Consider the following 15,516-nt stretch of genomic DNA (forward strand, 5'->3'; position numbering starts at 1 on the left):
CGGCGCCACCACCTTGGGTATGCTGGCGCCATTCGCACCGACAAGCCGAGCCGATGATCCGACTACTGCGCAACGTCCTGTTGTTGATTTTCCTGGCGCTGGCCTTGCTTTGGTTGCTGGCCAACCATCTGGGCTGGCAACCTGCCCCGCGTGAAGCGCTACCAGTCGCCTGTCAGAACCCGGCGCCACTCTTGCAAGCCGGCCAGCCGCTGAAAGTGATGAGCTGGAACGTGCAGCACCTGGCCGGCAAGCGCTATGTGTTCTGGAACGACCAGGGCCAGGGCAGCGATACCCGCGCCACCGCGGAAGACCTGGCGTTCACCCTCGATGAGGTTGCGCGGGTGATCCGTGCCGAGCAGCCTGATGTGGTACTGCTGCAGGAGCTGGACAAAGACGCCAAGGCCAGCGATTACCAGGACCAGCTCGGCCTGCTCCACGAGCGTCTGGCCGACCTCTACCCGTGCAGCGTGCAGAGCTATCAGTGGCAGGCTGGCTTTGTCCCCGACCGGCATATCTTCGGCAGCGTGGGCCGCACCCTGGCTACCCTCAGTCGCTACTCGATCGCCAAGGCCGAGCGCCTGCAACTGCCCAATGACGTGAGCGGCCCGCTGAGCCGGCTGCTCGAGCAGCAACCGGCGTTGCAGGTCAGCTATCTGCCGTTGAGCGACGGCAGCCGGCTGGCGGTGCTCAACACCCAGCTGTCGCCCTACCGCGCCGGCAGCGACCTGCAAAGGCGGCAGATGAACCACGTCAGCAAGGTCGTCGACCGCCTCGAAAGCCAGGGTACGCCGTGGCTGCTCGGCGGCGACTTCAAGCAGTTGCCGCTAGGCCAGTATCGCCGCCTGCCGCCTGCCCAGCGTGGCAGCTACGCCCCGGACAGCGACCTGCACCTGCTCTGGGACAAGTACCCGATGATCCCCAGCAATGCTGAAGCCAGCGGCGCCGAGCGGGCACTGTGGCTGACCCACTTCCCCAACGACCCGGCCCTCAGCGGGCCCGATCGCAGTGTCGACTTCATCTTCCATAGCCCGCGCCTGCTGCGCTTGCAGGCCTATGTGCTGGGCAACGGCACCGAGCAGATATCCGATCACCTGCCCGTACGCGCCGACCTCGCCATGCCTGAGCCGCAGCGCCCGCCTCGGGGTGAATGAGCACAGCCAGGAAAGGCTTCAGCCTCCGTTGAGCTGAGCTCGCAACCTAAGGTGTAACGCCGCCCGGAACCGTGCGGCCCATACCCTAGGCACTGCGAGGCACACTCCATGAACCCAAGCATCATCGATACATACGCCAATTCATTTCGCGCCAGGCTGTATCTGCATGAAGAGGGTCGAAATACGCCACTGCGGCTGAGCCAGCCGAACGATAAGTTCTCTTGGGGCGTGAGCCCAGAAAACGACTGGCTGCAAACGGGGGGCAATGAACCTTCATTGATCATCTCCTTCGACTACCACTCCATGGAAGACAACCGCTTGCACTATCACTTGCACATCCCTGGCCGGAGCAAGCAAGTCCCCGGCCCGCAGGTACCGCGCAGACTGGGAGTCAGCACGAGCGGCTATCTGGGCTTCTACTGGATCGCAGAGGTGACCGATTACTGGAAAATTGAACCCCTGCAAGAGACCGACGAAGGCCTGCTGTGTCATCTGCGCGACCACCTCGGACACAGAGTCGGTACCTTGGAAGACACTCCCCATCACCAACCTGGCCGGTTCAACTACCTGAATATCAGCGAAAGTGAGATCGCCACCTTCCTCCTGCAAAAAACCAGCTAGCCCTCACTGCTCAGGTCCCTCGCGGTTTGACCCGCGCGGTGGCCTGCGCGATCAGCGGATCATCAGGCCAGTAGTGCTTGGGATAACGGCCTTTAAGGTCTTTCTTCACCTCGGCATAAGTCATGCGCCAAAAGTTGGCCAGATCCTGGGTCACCTGCACTGGCCGGCGTGCCGGCGACAGCAGGTGCAGCTTGACCTGCTGGCGGCCCTGGGCGATGCGTGGGGTGTCGGCCAGACCGAACAGCTCTTGCAGGCGCACCGCCAGAATCGGCGGTGTCTCGCTGTAGTCCAGGCGGATGCTCGAGCCGGAAGGCACATCCAGATGCTGCGGCGCCCACTCTTCCAGCCGCTGCGGCAGCGGCCAGGGCAGCAGATTGCGCAGGATCGACGACAGATCCAGTTGGGCGAAATGGCTGAGCCGCGAGACTTTGCCCAGATACGGCTGTAACCAATCTTCGAGGCTGTCGAGCAGGGCCTGGTCAGACAGATCGGGCCAGTCGCTGGCGCCGTTCTGTGCCATATCAAGCTGGCGCAGCAGAGCCACCCGCGCTCGCCACTGGCGCAGCTCCGGGGTCCACGGCAACAAGGCCAGGCTCTTGCGTCGGACCAGCCCGAGCAGCGCCTGCGCGCGGGCTTCATCGTTGAGCCCCGGCAGGGCTTCACGGCTCAGCACCAGCTCACCGACCTTGCGCTGGCGCTCGGCGCGCAGGACCTGCTCGCGCTCATCCCAGTCGAGCAGGTCGAGGGTTTGCACCTGTTCGGCGAGCACGCCGTCGAACAACTCAGGGTCGAACTCGGCAGCCAGATAGATCCGTTCTTCACGCTGGCCCTGGCGGCTGCCGAGGTCGGCAATCACCAGCCACGGGCACTTCATCAGCCCATCGACCTCGGCAAACAACGCTGCGCGACCATTGGCCAGACGGTACTCGGCACTGCCTTCACGGCGCTGTTGGGCAACCCGGTCTGGATACGCCAGCGCCAGCAGTGCACCGAGCCAGCGTGGATGCTGCGGGTCGACGACCGGCGTCTGCGCGCTGCCACGCAGCAGACCGCGGTATTGGCGCGCCAACTGGCGGGCACGCTGCACGCCGCCTTGCGCACCGCGCACTGCTTTGCTCTGGCCGCTGAGCAGTGCCAGCCGGCTGTGCAGATCAGCGCCGCCACCGCGCTGGATGTCACGCTCGCCCAGCAGCGCGGCGACGTCACAGGCCATTTCGCTCAGGCCCAGCTGCTGACCGCGCAGCAACAGATGGGCGATCCGTGGATGCGCGGGCAGTTCGGCCATGGCCTGGCCATGACTACTCAGGTTGCTGCGGCTGGCCGGTTTGAAGGCGCCAAGCCGGGCCAGCAGGTCTTGCGACTGGGCGTAGGCAGCGGCAGGCGGCTGGTCGAGCCAGCTCAACTGGTCCGGGCCCACGCCCCAGCGCGCTAGTTGCAGCGCCAGCCCGGCCAGGTCGGCCTGGAGAATTTCTGCGGTGCCGTGGGCGGCCAATTGTTCATGCTGCGCTTCGGACCACAGCCGGTAGCACACGCCCGGCTCCAGCCGCCCTGCCCGCCCGGCGCGCTGGGTGGCGCTGGCGCGGGAGATGCGTTGAGTGTCGAGGCGGGTCATGCCGCTGCCCGGGTCAAACCGCGGCACCCGCGCCAGGCCGGCGTCGATCACTACCCGCACGCCATCGATGGTCAGGCTGGTTTCGGCAATGTTGGTCGCCAGCACCACCTTGCGCTGGCCGCTGGCAGGCGGCTCGATGGCGGCGCGCTGGGCGTTCAGGTCAAGCTCGCCGTGCAGCGGGCAGAGGATGATGTCGGAGCGCTCGCCGACGGCTTCCTGCAAGCTTTGATGGACTCGGCGGATCTCGGCCTGGCCGGGCAGAAACACCAGCAGGCTGCCGCTTTGATCGGCCAGCGCCTGCAGCACGCAGTCGACCACCCGCGGCTCGACGAACTCACCCGGCTGCATCGGCCGGCCCCACTGGATCGTTACCGGGTGCATGCGGCCCTGGCTGCTGACCACCGGAGCGTCGTCGAGCAGGCGCGCCAAGCGCTCGCCTTCGAGGGTTGCCGACATCAAGAGGATTTTCAGCGCTGGCTCGTCGCGCAGCAGCGCCCGCCCGTTGAGGGTCAGCGCCAGCGCCAGATCGGCGTCCAGTGAGCGCTCGTGAAACTCGTCGAAAATCAGCAGGCCTACACCTTCCAGCGCCGGGTCCGACTGCAGCCGGCGGGTCAGGATGCCTTCGGTGACCACTTCGATGCGGGTGTTCGGCCCGACCTTGCTGTCCAGCCGAATCCGATAGCCGACCGTTTCCCCGACCTGCTCGCCCAGCTCGCTGGCGAGCCGCTCGGCTGCGGCCCGGGCGGCCAGCCGGCGTGGCTCGAGCATGATGATGCGCTGGCCGGCCAGCCACGGCTCGTCGAGCAGGGCCAGCGGCACGCGGGTGGTCTTGCCGGCGCCGGGCGGCGCTTCCAGCACGGCTTCGTGGCGCGCGCTGAGCGCCTGGCGCAGGGCGGGCAGTACGGCATCGATTGGTAATGAAATCATGGTGGTCCTCGAACGAGGCGCCGAGTATAACGGCGAACCGGGCGAGGCCCGATAGGTCATACTATCGGCAGCAGGCCGCTGGCCTGTTTCGTTGCGATTTTCCATCGGAGATTTACATGCGCATTCATTCCCGCGTCATCGGTGGCGCCCTGGTTGCCACCCTGCTGACCCAGCTGACGGCCTGCGGTACGTTGTTCTATCCAGATCGCCGTGGCCAGATCGAAGGCAAGGTCGACCCGGTGATCGTCGCCCTCGATGCCATCGGCATTCTGTTCTACGTGATCCCGGGCTTGATCGCCTTTGGTGTCGACTTTGCCACTGGCGCGATCTACTACCCCGGCGGCACCACCGCCCAGGTCGACCCGGCCAAGCTCAAGCCGGCGGTGAATGCCGATGGCAGCATCGACAACAGCAAGCTGCAGGCTATTCTCGAAAGCGAACTGGGCCAGCGCCTGCCGCTCAACGACCCGCGCCTGATCCAGCACCGCGGCAGCGTCGAGCAGTTGGCCAGCTACGGCCTGATCCCGGCCGCCTGACACTTCGCAGGATGCTCAACGCATGACGCCCACTGCCGAACAGCAACGCTTGCTCCGCCTGGCCACTCGCGCTTCGCTGGCTGTGGCCTGCATTCTGGTGGTGAGCAAGGCGATTGCCTGGTGGCTGAGCGACTCGGTCAGCCTGCTGGCCGGGCTGACCGACTCGGCGCTGGATGCGGTGGCCTCGCTGCTCAACTTGCTGGCAGTGCACTACGCCCTGCGCCCGGCCGACGACGATCACCGCTTTGGCCATGGCAAGGCCGAAGCGCTGGCCGGCATGGCCCAGGCCCTGTTCATCGGCGCCAGTGCGGTGCTGATCGGGGTGCAGGCGGTGAGTCGCCTGCAATCACCGCAGCCGCTGGGTGATACGGCGGCCGGTATCGGTGTGATGGTGTTATCGCTGGTGCTGACCGTGGCCCTGCTGGCGCTGCAGCGCAAAGTGATCAAGGCCACCGGCTCGACCGCAGTGCGTGCCGATTCCCTGCATTACCGCTCCGACCTGTTGCTCAACGGCAGCATCCTGCTGGCGTTGCTGCTGGCCGGTTATGGCTGGCCGCAGCTGGACGCGCTGTTCGGCCTGGGCATTGCCTTGTATATCCTCTGGAGTGCAGTGCAGATTGCTCGGGAAAGTACGGCGATCCTGATGGACAAGGAGCTGCCCGGCGATGTGGCCGAGCAGATGCTGGCGCTGGTCACGGCCATCCCCGGGGTGCTCGGCGCGCATGATCTGCGTACGCGCGTGTCCGGCAGCTACTGGTTTGTGCAACTGCACCTTGAGCTGCCCGGCACGCTGTCACTGCATGATGCCCATGAGCTGTGCGTGCAAGCCTCGGCAGTGATCCGCGAGCGCTACCCACAGGCGGATGTGATGGTGCATGCCGACCCGCTGTGATGTCAGTCAGGAAGCCAGGGGGCGCTCTGCGCCCCTTTCGCGACACAAGGCCGCTCCTACAGGGACCACGTAACGCCTGGCTTGCGCGGTCAACTGTAGGAGCTGCCTTGTGTCGCGAAAGGGCTGCAAAGCAGCCCCCGACATATTCGAATCAGAAACGAGCGCTATCAGTTGATGCTGTACCCACGCCCACTCAAACACGCCCCAAGCGAGCGCCGATACAGGTCGGCGACATTTGCCGCCGGCGCATAGCTGGCCTGGGCCGGATCAAAGCCGGACTGCTCGACAGCCCAGCGATGGCACTGATAGCGGTCCTGATCCTGCTGCTGTTGGTTTTGCCCGTAGCTTGGGTAAGCGACCACGTCATAACCACTGCTGGCCTGCAACGGCGGCACCGGTTGGCTGACCGGTGGATTCACCACCACGTACTCGCGACTGTCGGCCAGGTATTGGTAGTAGGTGTCAGCGACCAGAAAGAACAGCGCACCGCCGCGCCAGACTTCTCGCGCATACGGCGGCAGGTAACCGACGCGCACGCCGTAAGGTGGGCGCACCACTACGTAGCGCGGTCCCTGCGGCTGATACCAGTAGCCACCGGAGTAGAAATAATCGCGGCCGCGATAGGGCACTTTCCAGTGCTGCTCAGGGAAGCGGTCGATCGCCTGCCCGGGGTGGTACTGCGGGCCTGGCCCCCAACCGTTGCCGTGACCATCGGGGCGACCTGACCAGTTGTCACCGGGGCGCTGACCGGGGCCGCCCGCCTGCCAATGGCGATTGTCGGGGCCACGGCGCGGGATGTCCTGGTAATAACCCTGACGGGGTTGCTCGGTCTGGCGTACTTCATCCCGAGAATTCAATGACGAGCCGGAACTACCGCCGCCATTCGGGTCTTGTGGCCCACGGCCATCGCCAGGCCCTTGCGCCTGCACCGCGGCGCTGATAGCCATTGCCAGCACACCTACCCCTGCCAACTGCCAGCCGCGCGACCTCATGGTATTCCTCTCGACAAGTAAAACCGCAACTGCCGCCAGTTTACCGCGCAGCATGCGTGGGCAGATGAAAATCCAGCCATAAAAAAGGGAGGCCAAGTGGCCTCCCTTTGCAATTGTCGTCCGTGCTCGGCACTTGTGGCGCCGGCTCACCTCACCCCGTCTGGTAGACAGAGCGTAGCCCGGGGGCCGGCTGATCGTGTTGATCGCGGGCCGCGAGCGGCCTCCTGGGCCGGTCGCCGTGGACTGATGTCCGGGCAGTGATTCTGTTGATAAAGATACCGGCCAGAGCCCGGCACAGGATTGCGAAGATTGCTCAGATAAATAGCACTTGCGCAATTTTTAACCCTGGATTGATAATTCGCCGCAATCCGAACAGAAAAGGCCCCTTTCATGAGCAAGCTCGACCGCTACGACCTGAGCATCCTTGCCGAATTGCAGCGCGATGCGCGCATCTCCAACCAGGAACTGGCCGAACGCATCGGCCTGTCGCCCTCGCCGTGCTCGCGTCGGGTCAAGCAACTGGAAGACGACGGCTACATCTCGCGCCAGGTTGCACTGCTGGACCGCAAGAAGCTCGGCCTGAGCCTGACCGCCTATGTTTTGATCGGCATGGATCGGCATACTCCTGAGCGTTTCGAGACGTTTGAAGCCGCCGTGCGCAGCCTGCCGCAGGTGCTCGAGTGCAGCCTGGTGACTGGTATGGACGCCGACTATCAACTCAAGGTGGTGGTGCCGGACATGGACCATTACCAGAAACTGCTACTGGGCAGTCTGACCCGCATCGAAGGCGTTACCAGCGTGCGTTCCAGCTTTGTGCTCAACCAGGTTCTGGCCAGCACCGAGCTGCCATTGACCCACCTGCGTTAACAGCTGAGGGGCCCGGGCGTATACTCCGCCGCTTGAGCCTGCCTGGAGCGCACAGATGGATCCTGAAAAATTCGAAGAATGGATGATGATCATCCTGGTGACCATTCTCATCGGTTTCATGGGATTCATCGTCTGGGACCTGGCGAAAAAATCCAAGGCAGGCCGCTTCGGCACGCTGATCCTGTTCTTCGTGCTCGGCCTGGGCGTGCTCGCGTTCATCATCAAGAGCGTGGTGGTGGGAATGATCGAGGGCGTCTGACGCACACGCCCTGCTCAGCTACAGCTTGGGCGGTGCGTCGCGCCAGCAGCCCTGATCCAATCCGTCCAACGTCCAGTCGCCGATCTTCACCCGCACCAGACGCAAAGTCGGCAAGCCGACCGCAGCGGTCATGCGCCGCACCTGACGGTTGCGCCCTTCACGGATCACCAGCTCCAGCCAGGCCGTCGGCACGCTCTTGCGAAAGCGCACCGGCGGCTCGCGTGGCCACAACTGCGGCTCGGCCAACAGCCGTGCCTCGGCTGGCAAGGTCATGCCGTCATTGAGCTCGACGCCCTGGCGCAAGCGCTGCAATTGCTCCTCGCTGGGCTCACCTTCAACCTGGACCCAGTAGGTCTTGGCCAGCTTGTGCTTGGGGTCGGCAATCCGCGCTTGCAGGCGACCGTCGTTGGTCAGCAACAGCAAGCCTTCGCTGTCGCGATCCAGACGCCCGGCGGGATAGATCCCGGGGATATCGATGAAATCCTTGAGGGTGGCGCGGCCGTCGCCGTCACTGAACTGGGTCAGTACGTCGAACGGCTTGTTGAACAGCACCAGGCGCGGCTCGGCCGGTGGCGCCTTGGCCGGCCGGCGGGGGCCGGCAGGCCGCGGCGCTGGGGTGCGGCGCGGCTTGGAACGGGGTGGCAGGGGCATGGATCCTCAGCGGAACGGCGGCTCATCGAAGCTGCGCAGTTTACGCGAGTGCAACGAATTGAGCTCGGTACGCAGCAGATCCAGCGCGGCGATGCCGATTTTCAAGTGCTGGCTGACCGCGCGGTTGTAGAACGCATTGGCCGAGCCTGGCAGCTTGATCTCGCTGTGCAGGGGTTTGTCCGAGACACACAGCAAGGTCCCGTAAGGCACCCGCAGGCGATAACCCTGGGCGGCGATGGTGCCGCTTTCCATGTCGACCGCCACCGCTCGCGAAAGGTTGATCAGCGGCCGTTCCTGGGCCCAGCGCAGCTCCCAGTTGCGGTCGTCGTAGGTCAGCACGGTGCCGGTGCGCAGGCGTTTTTTCAGCTCGTCGCCGCGCTCGCCGGTGACTTGCGCCGCCGCTTCCTGCAACGCCATCTGCACCTCGGCCAGGGCCGGGATAGGAATGTTCGGCGGCACCACTCGATCGAGAATGCCGTCGCGGCGCATGTAGGCGTGGGCCAGCACGTAATCGCCGATGGTCTGCGACTGACGCAGGCCGCCACAGTGGCCGATCATCAGCCAGCAATGCGGGCGCAACACGGCCAAGTGGTCGGTGATGTTCTTGGCATTGGACGGGCCGACGCCGATGTTGACCAGGGTCACACCGTCGCCATCGGCGGCGATCAGGTGATAGGCCGGCATCTGGAAGCGGTGCCAGACCACGCTGGCCACCAGCGCCTGAGTCTCACCTTCGTTCAGGCCTTTTTCGATGACCACGTTGCCGGGCAAGACCATGCGCACAAAGCGCGGGTCGTCACGCAGCTGCTCAAGGCCATGGGCGATGAACTGGTCAACGTAGCGGTGGTAGTTGGTCAGCAGGATCCATGGCTGCACATGGCGCCAGTCGCTGCCGGTGTAGTGCACCAGGCGGCGCAGCGAGAAGTCCACGCGGGCGGCGTCGAACAGCGCCAGCGGCAGATTGTCGGCATTGCTCCAGTCCCACAGGCCGTCGGCGATATCGTCGGTGGCAGCCGACAGGTCGGTGCTGGGGAACACCCGCGCCAGGGCGGCGGCGGTGATGCCGGTGCCGGCCAGTTCATCGCCCTGCTCGACCACGTACGGGTAGGGGATGTTCTGCTCGCTGACGCCGACTTCCACGGTCACCGTGTAGTCGTGCATCAGGGGCCGCAACTGGTCGAGCAGGTAACTGCGGAAGGCTTCAGGCTGGGTCACGGTGACGCTGTAGGTGCCAGCGACCTGGACCTTGCCATAGGCACGGGTGGTGGCCGCGACTTCGCCGTTGCTGTAGTAGGTCAGGCGCAAGGCTGGGTAGCGGTACAGGGCGCGCTCTTCGGCGTCCGGTTCGGTGCGGTCCTTGAGGTAACGCTTGAGGGCCTGACTGAGGGCACCGGTGGCCTGTTCATGCAGGGCCGCCAGACGGTCGACGGCCTGTTCGGGGGTATCAACGACTACAAACGCTTGGCTCACGCTGGGCTTCCTGTTTTCTGTCATGCGTGCAGCCATCTTGCCTTGCTTCGGTAGCAAATACACCCCTGCGGATGCATTAGCCTCAGCACGGCCACGGCGGCGTCGCCCGCGCGACCAGCGCCTGCACGTCGACACCGCGCGGCAACCCGCCGTAGACCCTGCCCGAGCCGCCCAGGCGGCTGGCGATGAAGCCATCGCTGACCTGCGCATTGCCCGCTTCGAGGAGTAGTTTGGCCTGCACCGCCAGGGCAATGTCTTCGCTCAGCTGACGGGCGCGGTACTGGATGTCACTGGTGTCGGCCAAGGCGCTCTTGAGCCTGGCAATATGCACCGCCAGCCGCGGTTCGCCGTGGCCATCGCCCAGCTCGGCGAACAACGCGTCCTGAATACCGGGCTCCTTGCTCAGTGCACGCAGCACATCCAGACACTGCACATTGCCCGAGCCCTCCCAGGTCGAGTTGACCGGCGCCTCGCGGTACAACCGCGGCAGGATACTGTCTTCAACGTAGCCCGCGCCGCCCATGCATTCCGCCGCTTCGTTGATCATCGCCGGGGCGCGCTTGCAGATCCAGTATTTGCCTACCGCAGTCATCAACCGGGCGAAATGCGCCTGCTGCGGATCTTCGAGCTGGTCCAATGCCTGGCCCATGCGCAGGCTCAGCGCCAGCGCGGCCTCGCTTTCCAGGGCGAGGTCGGCGAGGACGTTCTGCATCAAGGGTTGCTCGCCCAGTAGGCGCCCACTGACCTGGCGATGGGCGCAGTGGTGCGCGGCCTGGGTCAGCGCCTGGCGCATCAGCGCGCTGGAGCCGACCATGCAGTCGAAGCGGGTCATCGCCACCATTTCGATGATGGTCGGCACGCCGCGGCCCTCTTCGCCGATCATCCACGCCAGGGCGCCGCGCAATTCGATTTCGCTGGAAGCATTGGAGCAGTTGCCCAGTTTGTTTTTCAGGCGCTGGATATAGAACTGGTTGCGGCTGTCATCGGGGCGATGGCGCGGCAGCAAAAAGCAGCTCAAGCCTTTGTCGGTCTGCGCCAGGGTCAGAAACGCATCGCACATCGGCGCCGAGCAGAACCACTTGTGCCCGACCAGCTCGTACGCCTGGCCGGGGCCACCGGCGCCGACCGGATAGGCCCGCGTGGTGTTGGCGCGCACGTCGGTGCCGCCTTGCTTTTCGGTCATGGCCATGCCGAGGGTGACACCGCCCTTGTGCCGGTCGCCGACATTGCGCGGATCGTAGTCGCGGGCCAGCAGCTTGGGCAGCCAGTACTCGGCAAGCTCCGGCTGCACACGCAGCGCAGGCACCGCGGCAAAGGTCATGGTCAGTGGGCAGCCGGTGCCAGCTTCAGCTTGCGAGTGCAGATAGGTCAGCCCGGCGCGGGCAACATGCGCACCAGGCTGCGGCGCGGCCCAGGGCAAGGATGGCAAGCCATGCTCGACAGCAGTGCGCATCAACTGGTGATAGGCCGGATGAAATTCGACCAGGTCGATGCGATGGCCATAGCGGTCGTGGCTGTGGAACTCGGGCTTGTGCGCGTTGGCCAGAAACCCCGCCGCCATCAGCGGCCCACCGGCCAGCGCGCCATAGCTGTCCAGCTGCGCCTGCGCCCAGCCGGCGCCAAAGCGCTGTGACCATTGCTGCAACGGCAGATCGAGCCGGTACAGGTTGGCGCCATCCAATGAAGGCGGCTGGTTGCTGACCTGGTGAGTCTCGGCGTACTGGTGCAGGTTCATGGGCGCGCTCCTGGTGCCGTGCTGGCCTTGGACTGCCAGTGAAGCACCGTTGCGCGGTCAGTCAAAGTGACGAATCGGCCTATCGCGGCGGCGCTTTACGACAACGCCGCGCACTCAGAACCTGGCAACGCGGCCCGGCGGCGCCTGAACCTGGGCCGCGCTCAGGTTCAGGGTCAGTTCGAAACGGCTGCCCAGTCCGCGGGTCGACTCATGCGACAGGCTCGCTTCAAGCAAATCGCCCAACTGCCGGCAGATCGACAGGCCGATGCCCAGCCCGCCATAGCGCCGGGTCATCGAGCCATCAACCTGGAAGAAGCGCTGATAAAGCGTGGCCTGATCAAGGTCATCAAAACCAATGCCGCTGTCACTGACGATAAACGACAGCGCCAGGCTGTGCGGGCCAACCCGGCGGCCACGGACCTTGATCATCACCCCACCCTGCTCGGTGAACTTCAAGCCGTTGTCGACCAGGCAACGCAGGCAGCGCATCAGCTTTGGCGCATCGCCGACCAGCTCGTCGGGCAGGTCGGCCGGGATATCCAAACTCAGGTACAGGCCTTTGCTCAAGGCCAGCCCGGCAAAGCTGGCGCGCAGTTCCTGCAACTCGCGGCGCAGGTTGAACGGCAAGGGATGCGCACGCAGCCTGCCCGCCTGCAGTTCGCTCAGGATGAGGATGTCGTCGACCATCACCATCATGTCTTGGGCGGAGCGTGTGGCGGTGTGTTGGTACTGGCTGAGTTCGCTGTCCATCGGCAGGGTCTGCATCAGCTGCAGCGAGCCGATCACGCCGTTCATCGGGGTGCGCAGCTCGTGGGTCACGGTCGACAGGAACTCGTCCTTCAAACGGTTGCTGCGGGCCAGTTGCTGGTTGAGCTGCTCCAGGGTCTGGCCGGTGTCGCGCAGGGTCTGCGCCTGCTGCTCGCGCAAGCTGTTGATGCGATCGGCCAGAGCCAGCGACAGCAAGGCGACTTCCAGCGCGGAGCCGAGCTGGCTGGCGTACATGGTAATGAACACGTTGGGCAGATAGCCCAGCACCATCAAGGTATTGACCAGCCCGCCGAGCAAAAACGCCGACCAGGCGATGATGAACCAGCGCGCCACCCGCAGCCCGCGCCACCAGGCATACAGCCCGGCGCTGAAGATACTCACGGTGAACAGCAGCGCCAGCACCGTGGCCATGCGCAGAGCCACGCCGTAGCGCAGGGTCACCGCCAGCACCATGACCAGCGCGCCGCCGAGCATCAGCACTTGCAGCAGCCGGTCGAAGCCGCGGCTGAGCAGGCCCATCTGCAGGAAGTGGCGGGCAAACTGGCAGCCGAACAAGCCTGCGGCACCGATGAACAGCGGTGTCGCCGCGTTTGCCCACCACGGGCTGTCCGGCCAGAAATACGCCACTCCGGCGCCGTTGACCGACACCTGGTACAAGCCGAACGAGGCTATATAGAGGATGTAATAGAGGTAGCTGACGTCGCGCACACTGATGTAGATGAACAGGTTGTACACCAGCATCACCAGCAACACGCCATAGATCATCCCCAGCACATACAGGCGGGTAGGCTGATCTTCCATGTAGGCATTCACCGACCATAGCGTCAGCGGCGCCTGAACCGAGCCTTCGCTCTGCAGGCGCAGATACACCGTGGTCGGCTGGCCGGGCTGCAGTGGTAGTTCGAACAGGTAGTTGTTCTGCTGGATTTGCCGGCTGGCATACGGCAGGGCATCACCGGTGCGCTGCGCCAGCTTGAAATGGCCGCGGGCGTCGGCCAGGTACAGCTCGAGGTGATCGAGCGGCGGGTAAGCGAGCTCCAGCAGCCATTGCCGGGCGGCCTGGCTGGCCGGCGCGACGTAGCGCAGATCAAGGCGCAGCCAGAACACCGAGTTGGAATAACCGGCGTTGAGCACGTCTTCTTTATGGGTGACAAAACGCTCGGCAAATTCCGCCGAGCTGACCTCGGCAATGGTCGCACTGGCCGTGCGGTCCTCATACACCTGCATGATTTTGCCTAGCGGCAGATGCCGGGTCGCGTCGTCAAAATCCACAGCTGCGGCGAGCACGGGCAAGCAGCCCAGCAAGATGATCAGCAAATAGCGCATTACAGCCCCAGCATGGCCCTTTCGGTTGCGTCGCGTTGGCCCCCTTTCCCTTTGAGGCGACGTAATCCGGTAGGGCCCGTTATCGAATTATTTGTGCACTCTAGCATAGCCATCAGTGATGGCGATCAAGTCCGCATGATTTCGACCGAACAGCTCTAGCACGCCATTTACAGGCGAAATAACCGTCCCATCCCGAGCAACGCCCTGCACTATCGACACGCGGGGCGCTTCGCCGAAATAGGTTTGGTGGTAAGCTCGCCGACCATGAATATCTACAGCTCCCGCCCCGTTGTCCTCTGTCTCTCCGGCCACGACCCCAGTGGCGGCGCCGGCTTGCAGGCAGATATCGAAGCCCTGATCGCCCAAGGCTGTCACGCCGCGCCCGCCGTGACCGCTCTGACCGTGCAGGATACCGTCAACGTCTCCGACTTCCGCGTGCTCGACCGCGAGTGGGTGCTGGCCCAGGCCAACGCCGTACTCAACGACTCGCAGGTGGCGGCGGTGAAGCTGGGCATGCTCGGCTCGATCGAAATGGTCGACACCGTGGCCGAGCTGCTGGCAGCGCACCCGCACCTGCCGCTGGTCTGTGACCCGGTACTGCGCGCTGGCGGCGGTGGTCGGCTGGGCAGGGATGAGGTCGGCTATGCCGTGCGCGAACGGCTGTTGCCGCTGGCGACCATCGCCACGCCCAACCTGCCCGAGGCACGCATTCTCGCCGAGCTGCCCGAAGGCAGTGCCGACGAGTGCGCAGCCAAGCTGCTGCCGTTCTGCAAAAACCTGTTGATTACCGGCGGCCACGGTGACGAAGACGCCATTCATAACCGCCTGTACAGCCGCGATGGCAGCAGCCAGACCTGGCTCTGCCAGCGCTTGCCGGGCAGCTATCACGGTTCCGGTTGCACCTTGGCCAGCGCCCTGGCCGGTCGCCTGGCCCTTGGCGAAGAACTGCAAAGCGCCGTACGCAGCGCCCTCGACTACACCTGGCGGACTCTGCGCGACGCCGAACAACTGGGCCGTGGCCAATTCGTGCCGCGCCGCCTGCCGCTGGATTTCTGCTCCTGAGCTACGCACACGAGGCCTGACATGAAGCTACGCGGTCTGTACGCGATCACCGACAGCCAGCTGCTCGCTGGCCGCTTTGAATCCCATGTAGAAGCGGCGCTGGCCGGCGGTGTGCGCCTGCTGCAGTACCGCGACAAGAGCGACGATGCGGCCAAGCGCCTGCGCGAAGCCGAAGCCTTGAAGGTGCTCTGCGAGCGTTACGGCAGCCAACTGATCATCAACGACGACGCCGAGCTGGCCGCGCGCCTGGGCGTCGGCGTGCACCTGGGCCAGACCGACGGCCCGCTGATGCCTGCCAGAGCCTTGCTCGGGCGCAATGCAATCATCGGCTCGACCTGTCACGCTCAACTCGAGCTGGCCGAGCAGGCCGCCCGTGAAGGCGCCAACTATGTCGCTTTCGGGCGCTTTTTCAACTCCGTGACCAAACCCGGCGCGCCGGCTGCCAGCCTGGAGTTGCTGGCACAGGCCCGTGCCACGGTGAAACTGCCGATCGCCGTGATCGGCGGCGTCACCCTCGACAACGCCCCGGCATTGATCGACCACGGCGCCGACCTGCTGGCCGTCATTCATGGCCTGTTTGCGGCTGACGACGCCCACGAAGTCACCCGCCGGGCCCGCGCGTTCAACGCGCTGTTCGCTTCCTGAAT

Annotated in this window: 14 protein-coding genes; 8 read left to right on the plus strand and 6 right to left on the minus strand. The window is 64.8% G+C overall.

Features of this window, described 5'->3' with window-relative positions:
• The first annotated feature begins 53 nt into the window (after positions 1-53).
• On the plus strand, positions 54-1,151 hold the full coding sequence (locus tag CXQ80_RS20670; protein ID WP_101322231.1) for an endonuclease/exonuclease/phosphatase family protein: 1,098 nt from the start codon (positions 54-56) through the stop codon (positions 1,149-1,151).
• 108 nt (positions 1,152-1,259) lie between these two features.
• The gene (locus CXQ80_RS20675; RefSeq protein ID WP_101322232.1) at positions 1,260-1,772 is read left to right on the plus strand and encodes a hypothetical protein; all 513 of its coding nucleotides are present in this window, start codon (positions 1,260-1,262) and stop codon (positions 1,770-1,772) included.
• Between the two features lie 10 nt (positions 1,773-1,782).
• Here CXQ80_RS20675 and hrpB read toward each other — a convergent pair whose 3' ends face one another.
• Positions 1,783-4,311: an ATP-dependent helicase HrpB gene (gene hrpB / locus CXQ80_RS20680; RefSeq protein WP_101322233.1), complete on the minus strand. Its 2,529-nt coding sequence runs from the start codon at positions 4,309-4,311 to the stop codon at positions 1,783-1,785.
• Between the two features lie 116 nt (positions 4,312-4,427).
• Here hrpB and CXQ80_RS20685 point away from each other — a divergent pair, with 116 nt between their 5' ends.
• Complete coding sequence (locus CXQ80_RS20685) at positions 4,428-4,847, plus strand: polyribonucleotide nucleotidyltransferase (protein ID WP_101322234.1); 420 nt, start codon at positions 4,428-4,430, stop codon at positions 4,845-4,847.
• 22 nt (positions 4,848-4,869) lie between these two features.
• Positions 4,870-5,739: a cation diffusion facilitator family transporter gene (locus tag CXQ80_RS20690; RefSeq protein ID WP_101322235.1), complete on the plus strand. Its 870-nt coding sequence runs from the start codon at positions 4,870-4,872 to the stop codon at positions 5,737-5,739.
• A gap of 167 nt (positions 5,740-5,906) precedes the next feature.
• Here the strand turns inward: CXQ80_RS20690 and CXQ80_RS20695 are convergent, their stop codons facing one another.
• Positions 5,907-6,731: a DUF6515 family protein gene (locus CXQ80_RS20695; protein ID WP_101322236.1), complete on the minus strand. Its 825-nt coding sequence runs from the start codon at positions 6,729-6,731 to the stop codon at positions 5,907-5,909.
• 390 nt (positions 6,732-7,121) lie between these two features.
• Between CXQ80_RS20695 and CXQ80_RS20700 the strand changes: the two genes are divergently transcribed.
• The gene (locus CXQ80_RS20700) at positions 7,122-7,598 is read left to right on the plus strand and encodes an Lrp/AsnC family transcriptional regulator (protein WP_101322237.1); all 477 of its coding nucleotides are present in this window, start codon (positions 7,122-7,124) and stop codon (positions 7,596-7,598) included.
• A 55-nt stretch (positions 7,599-7,653) separates the two neighbouring features.
• A complete protein-coding gene (locus CXQ80_RS20705) occupies positions 7,654-7,857 on the plus strand; it encodes a DUF2788 domain-containing protein (RefSeq protein WP_101322238.1) in 204 nt (67 codons plus the stop codon).
• A gap of 18 nt (positions 7,858-7,875) precedes the next feature.
• Here the strand turns inward: CXQ80_RS20705 and CXQ80_RS20710 are convergent, their stop codons facing one another.
• The 4 genes from CXQ80_RS20710 to CXQ80_RS20725 all read right to left on the minus strand — a co-directional run bounded on the left by CXQ80_RS20710 (position 7,876) and on the right by CXQ80_RS20725 (position 13,807).
• Positions 7,876-8,508, minus strand: coding sequence for a pseudouridine synthase (locus tag CXQ80_RS20710; RefSeq protein ID WP_101322239.1), 633 nt, complete (start codon positions 8,506-8,508; stop codon positions 7,876-7,878).
• 6 nt (positions 8,509-8,514) lie between these two features.
• On the minus strand, positions 8,515-10,002 hold the full coding sequence (amn, locus tag CXQ80_RS20715) for an AMP nucleosidase (protein ID WP_178080798.1): 1,488 nt from the start codon (positions 10,000-10,002) through the stop codon (positions 8,515-8,517).
• Positions 10,003-10,060: 58 nt separating this feature from the next.
• Positions 10,061-11,713 (minus strand): acyl-CoA dehydrogenase family protein, encoded by a 1,653-nt coding sequence (locus CXQ80_RS20720; RefSeq protein WP_101322241.1) that lies wholly within the window; start codon positions 11,711-11,713, stop codon positions 10,061-10,063.
• 114 nt (positions 11,714-11,827) lie between these two features.
• Positions 11,828-13,807, minus strand: a complete 1,980-nt coding sequence (locus tag CXQ80_RS20725) for a hybrid sensor histidine kinase/response regulator (RefSeq protein WP_101322242.1) — start codon at positions 13,805-13,807, stop codon at positions 11,828-11,830.
• 264 nt (positions 13,808-14,071) lie between these two features.
• Here CXQ80_RS20725 and CXQ80_RS20730 point away from each other — a divergent pair, with 264 nt between their 5' ends.
• Positions 14,072-14,869, plus strand: coding sequence for a hydroxymethylpyrimidine/phosphomethylpyrimidine kinase (locus CXQ80_RS20730; RefSeq protein WP_101322243.1), 798 nt, complete (start codon positions 14,072-14,074; stop codon positions 14,867-14,869).
• Between the two features lie 21 nt (positions 14,870-14,890).
• A complete protein-coding gene (gene thiE, locus CXQ80_RS20735; protein ID WP_101322244.1) occupies positions 14,891-15,514 on the plus strand; it encodes a thiamine phosphate synthase in 624 nt (207 codons plus the stop codon).
• Positions 15,515-15,516: the final 2 nt, after the last annotated feature.

This window comes from Pseudomonas sp. 02C 26, from assembly GCF_002843585.1.
In the GTDB taxonomy this organism is placed as follows: Bacteria; Pseudomonadota; Gammaproteobacteria; order Pseudomonadales; family Pseudomonadaceae; genus Aquipseudomonas; species Aquipseudomonas shirazensis.

Coding starts and splice junctions, on each gene's coding strand:
- CXQ80_RS20670 (WP_101322231.1), top strand. CDS start 54: ATGATCCGACTACTGCGCAACGTCCTGTTGTTGATTTTCCTGGCGCTG.
- CXQ80_RS20675 (WP_101322232.1), top strand. CDS start 1,260: ATGAACCCAAGCATCATCGATACATACGCCAATTCATTTCGCGCCAGG.
- hrpB (WP_101322233.1), bottom strand. CDS start 4,311: ATGATTTCATTACCAATCGATGCCGTACTGCCCGCCCTGCGCCAGGCG.
- CXQ80_RS20685 (WP_101322234.1), top strand. CDS start 4,428: ATGCGCATTCATTCCCGCGTCATCGGTGGCGCCCTGGTTGCCACCCTG.
- CXQ80_RS20690 (WP_101322235.1), top strand. CDS start 4,870: ATGACGCCCACTGCCGAACAGCAACGCTTGCTCCGCCTGGCCACTCGC.
- CXQ80_RS20695 (WP_101322236.1), bottom strand. CDS start 6,731: ATGAGGTCGCGCGGCTGGCAGTTGGCAGGGGTAGGTGTGCTGGCAATG.
- CXQ80_RS20700 (WP_101322237.1), top strand. CDS start 7,122: ATGAGCAAGCTCGACCGCTACGACCTGAGCATCCTTGCCGAATTGCAG.
- CXQ80_RS20705 (WP_101322238.1), top strand. CDS start 7,654: ATGGATCCTGAAAAATTCGAAGAATGGATGATGATCATCCTGGTGACC.
- CXQ80_RS20710 (WP_101322239.1), bottom strand. CDS start 8,508: ATGCCCCTGCCACCCCGTTCCAAGCCGCGCCGCACCCCAGCGCCGCGG.
- amn (WP_178080798.1), bottom strand. CDS start 10,002: ATGACAGAAAACAGGAAGCCCAGCGTGAGCCAAGCGTTTGTAGTCGTT.
- CXQ80_RS20720 (WP_101322241.1), bottom strand. CDS start 11,713: ATGAACCTGCACCAGTACGCCGAGACTCACCAGGTCAGCAACCAGCCG.
- CXQ80_RS20725 (WP_101322242.1), bottom strand. CDS start 13,807: ATGCGCTATTTGCTGATCATCTTGCTGGGCTGCTTGCCCGTGCTCGCC.
- CXQ80_RS20730 (WP_101322243.1), top strand. CDS start 14,072: ATGAATATCTACAGCTCCCGCCCCGTTGTCCTCTGTCTCTCCGGCCAC.
- thiE (WP_101322244.1), top strand. CDS start 14,891: ATGAAGCTACGCGGTCTGTACGCGATCACCGACAGCCAGCTGCTCGCT.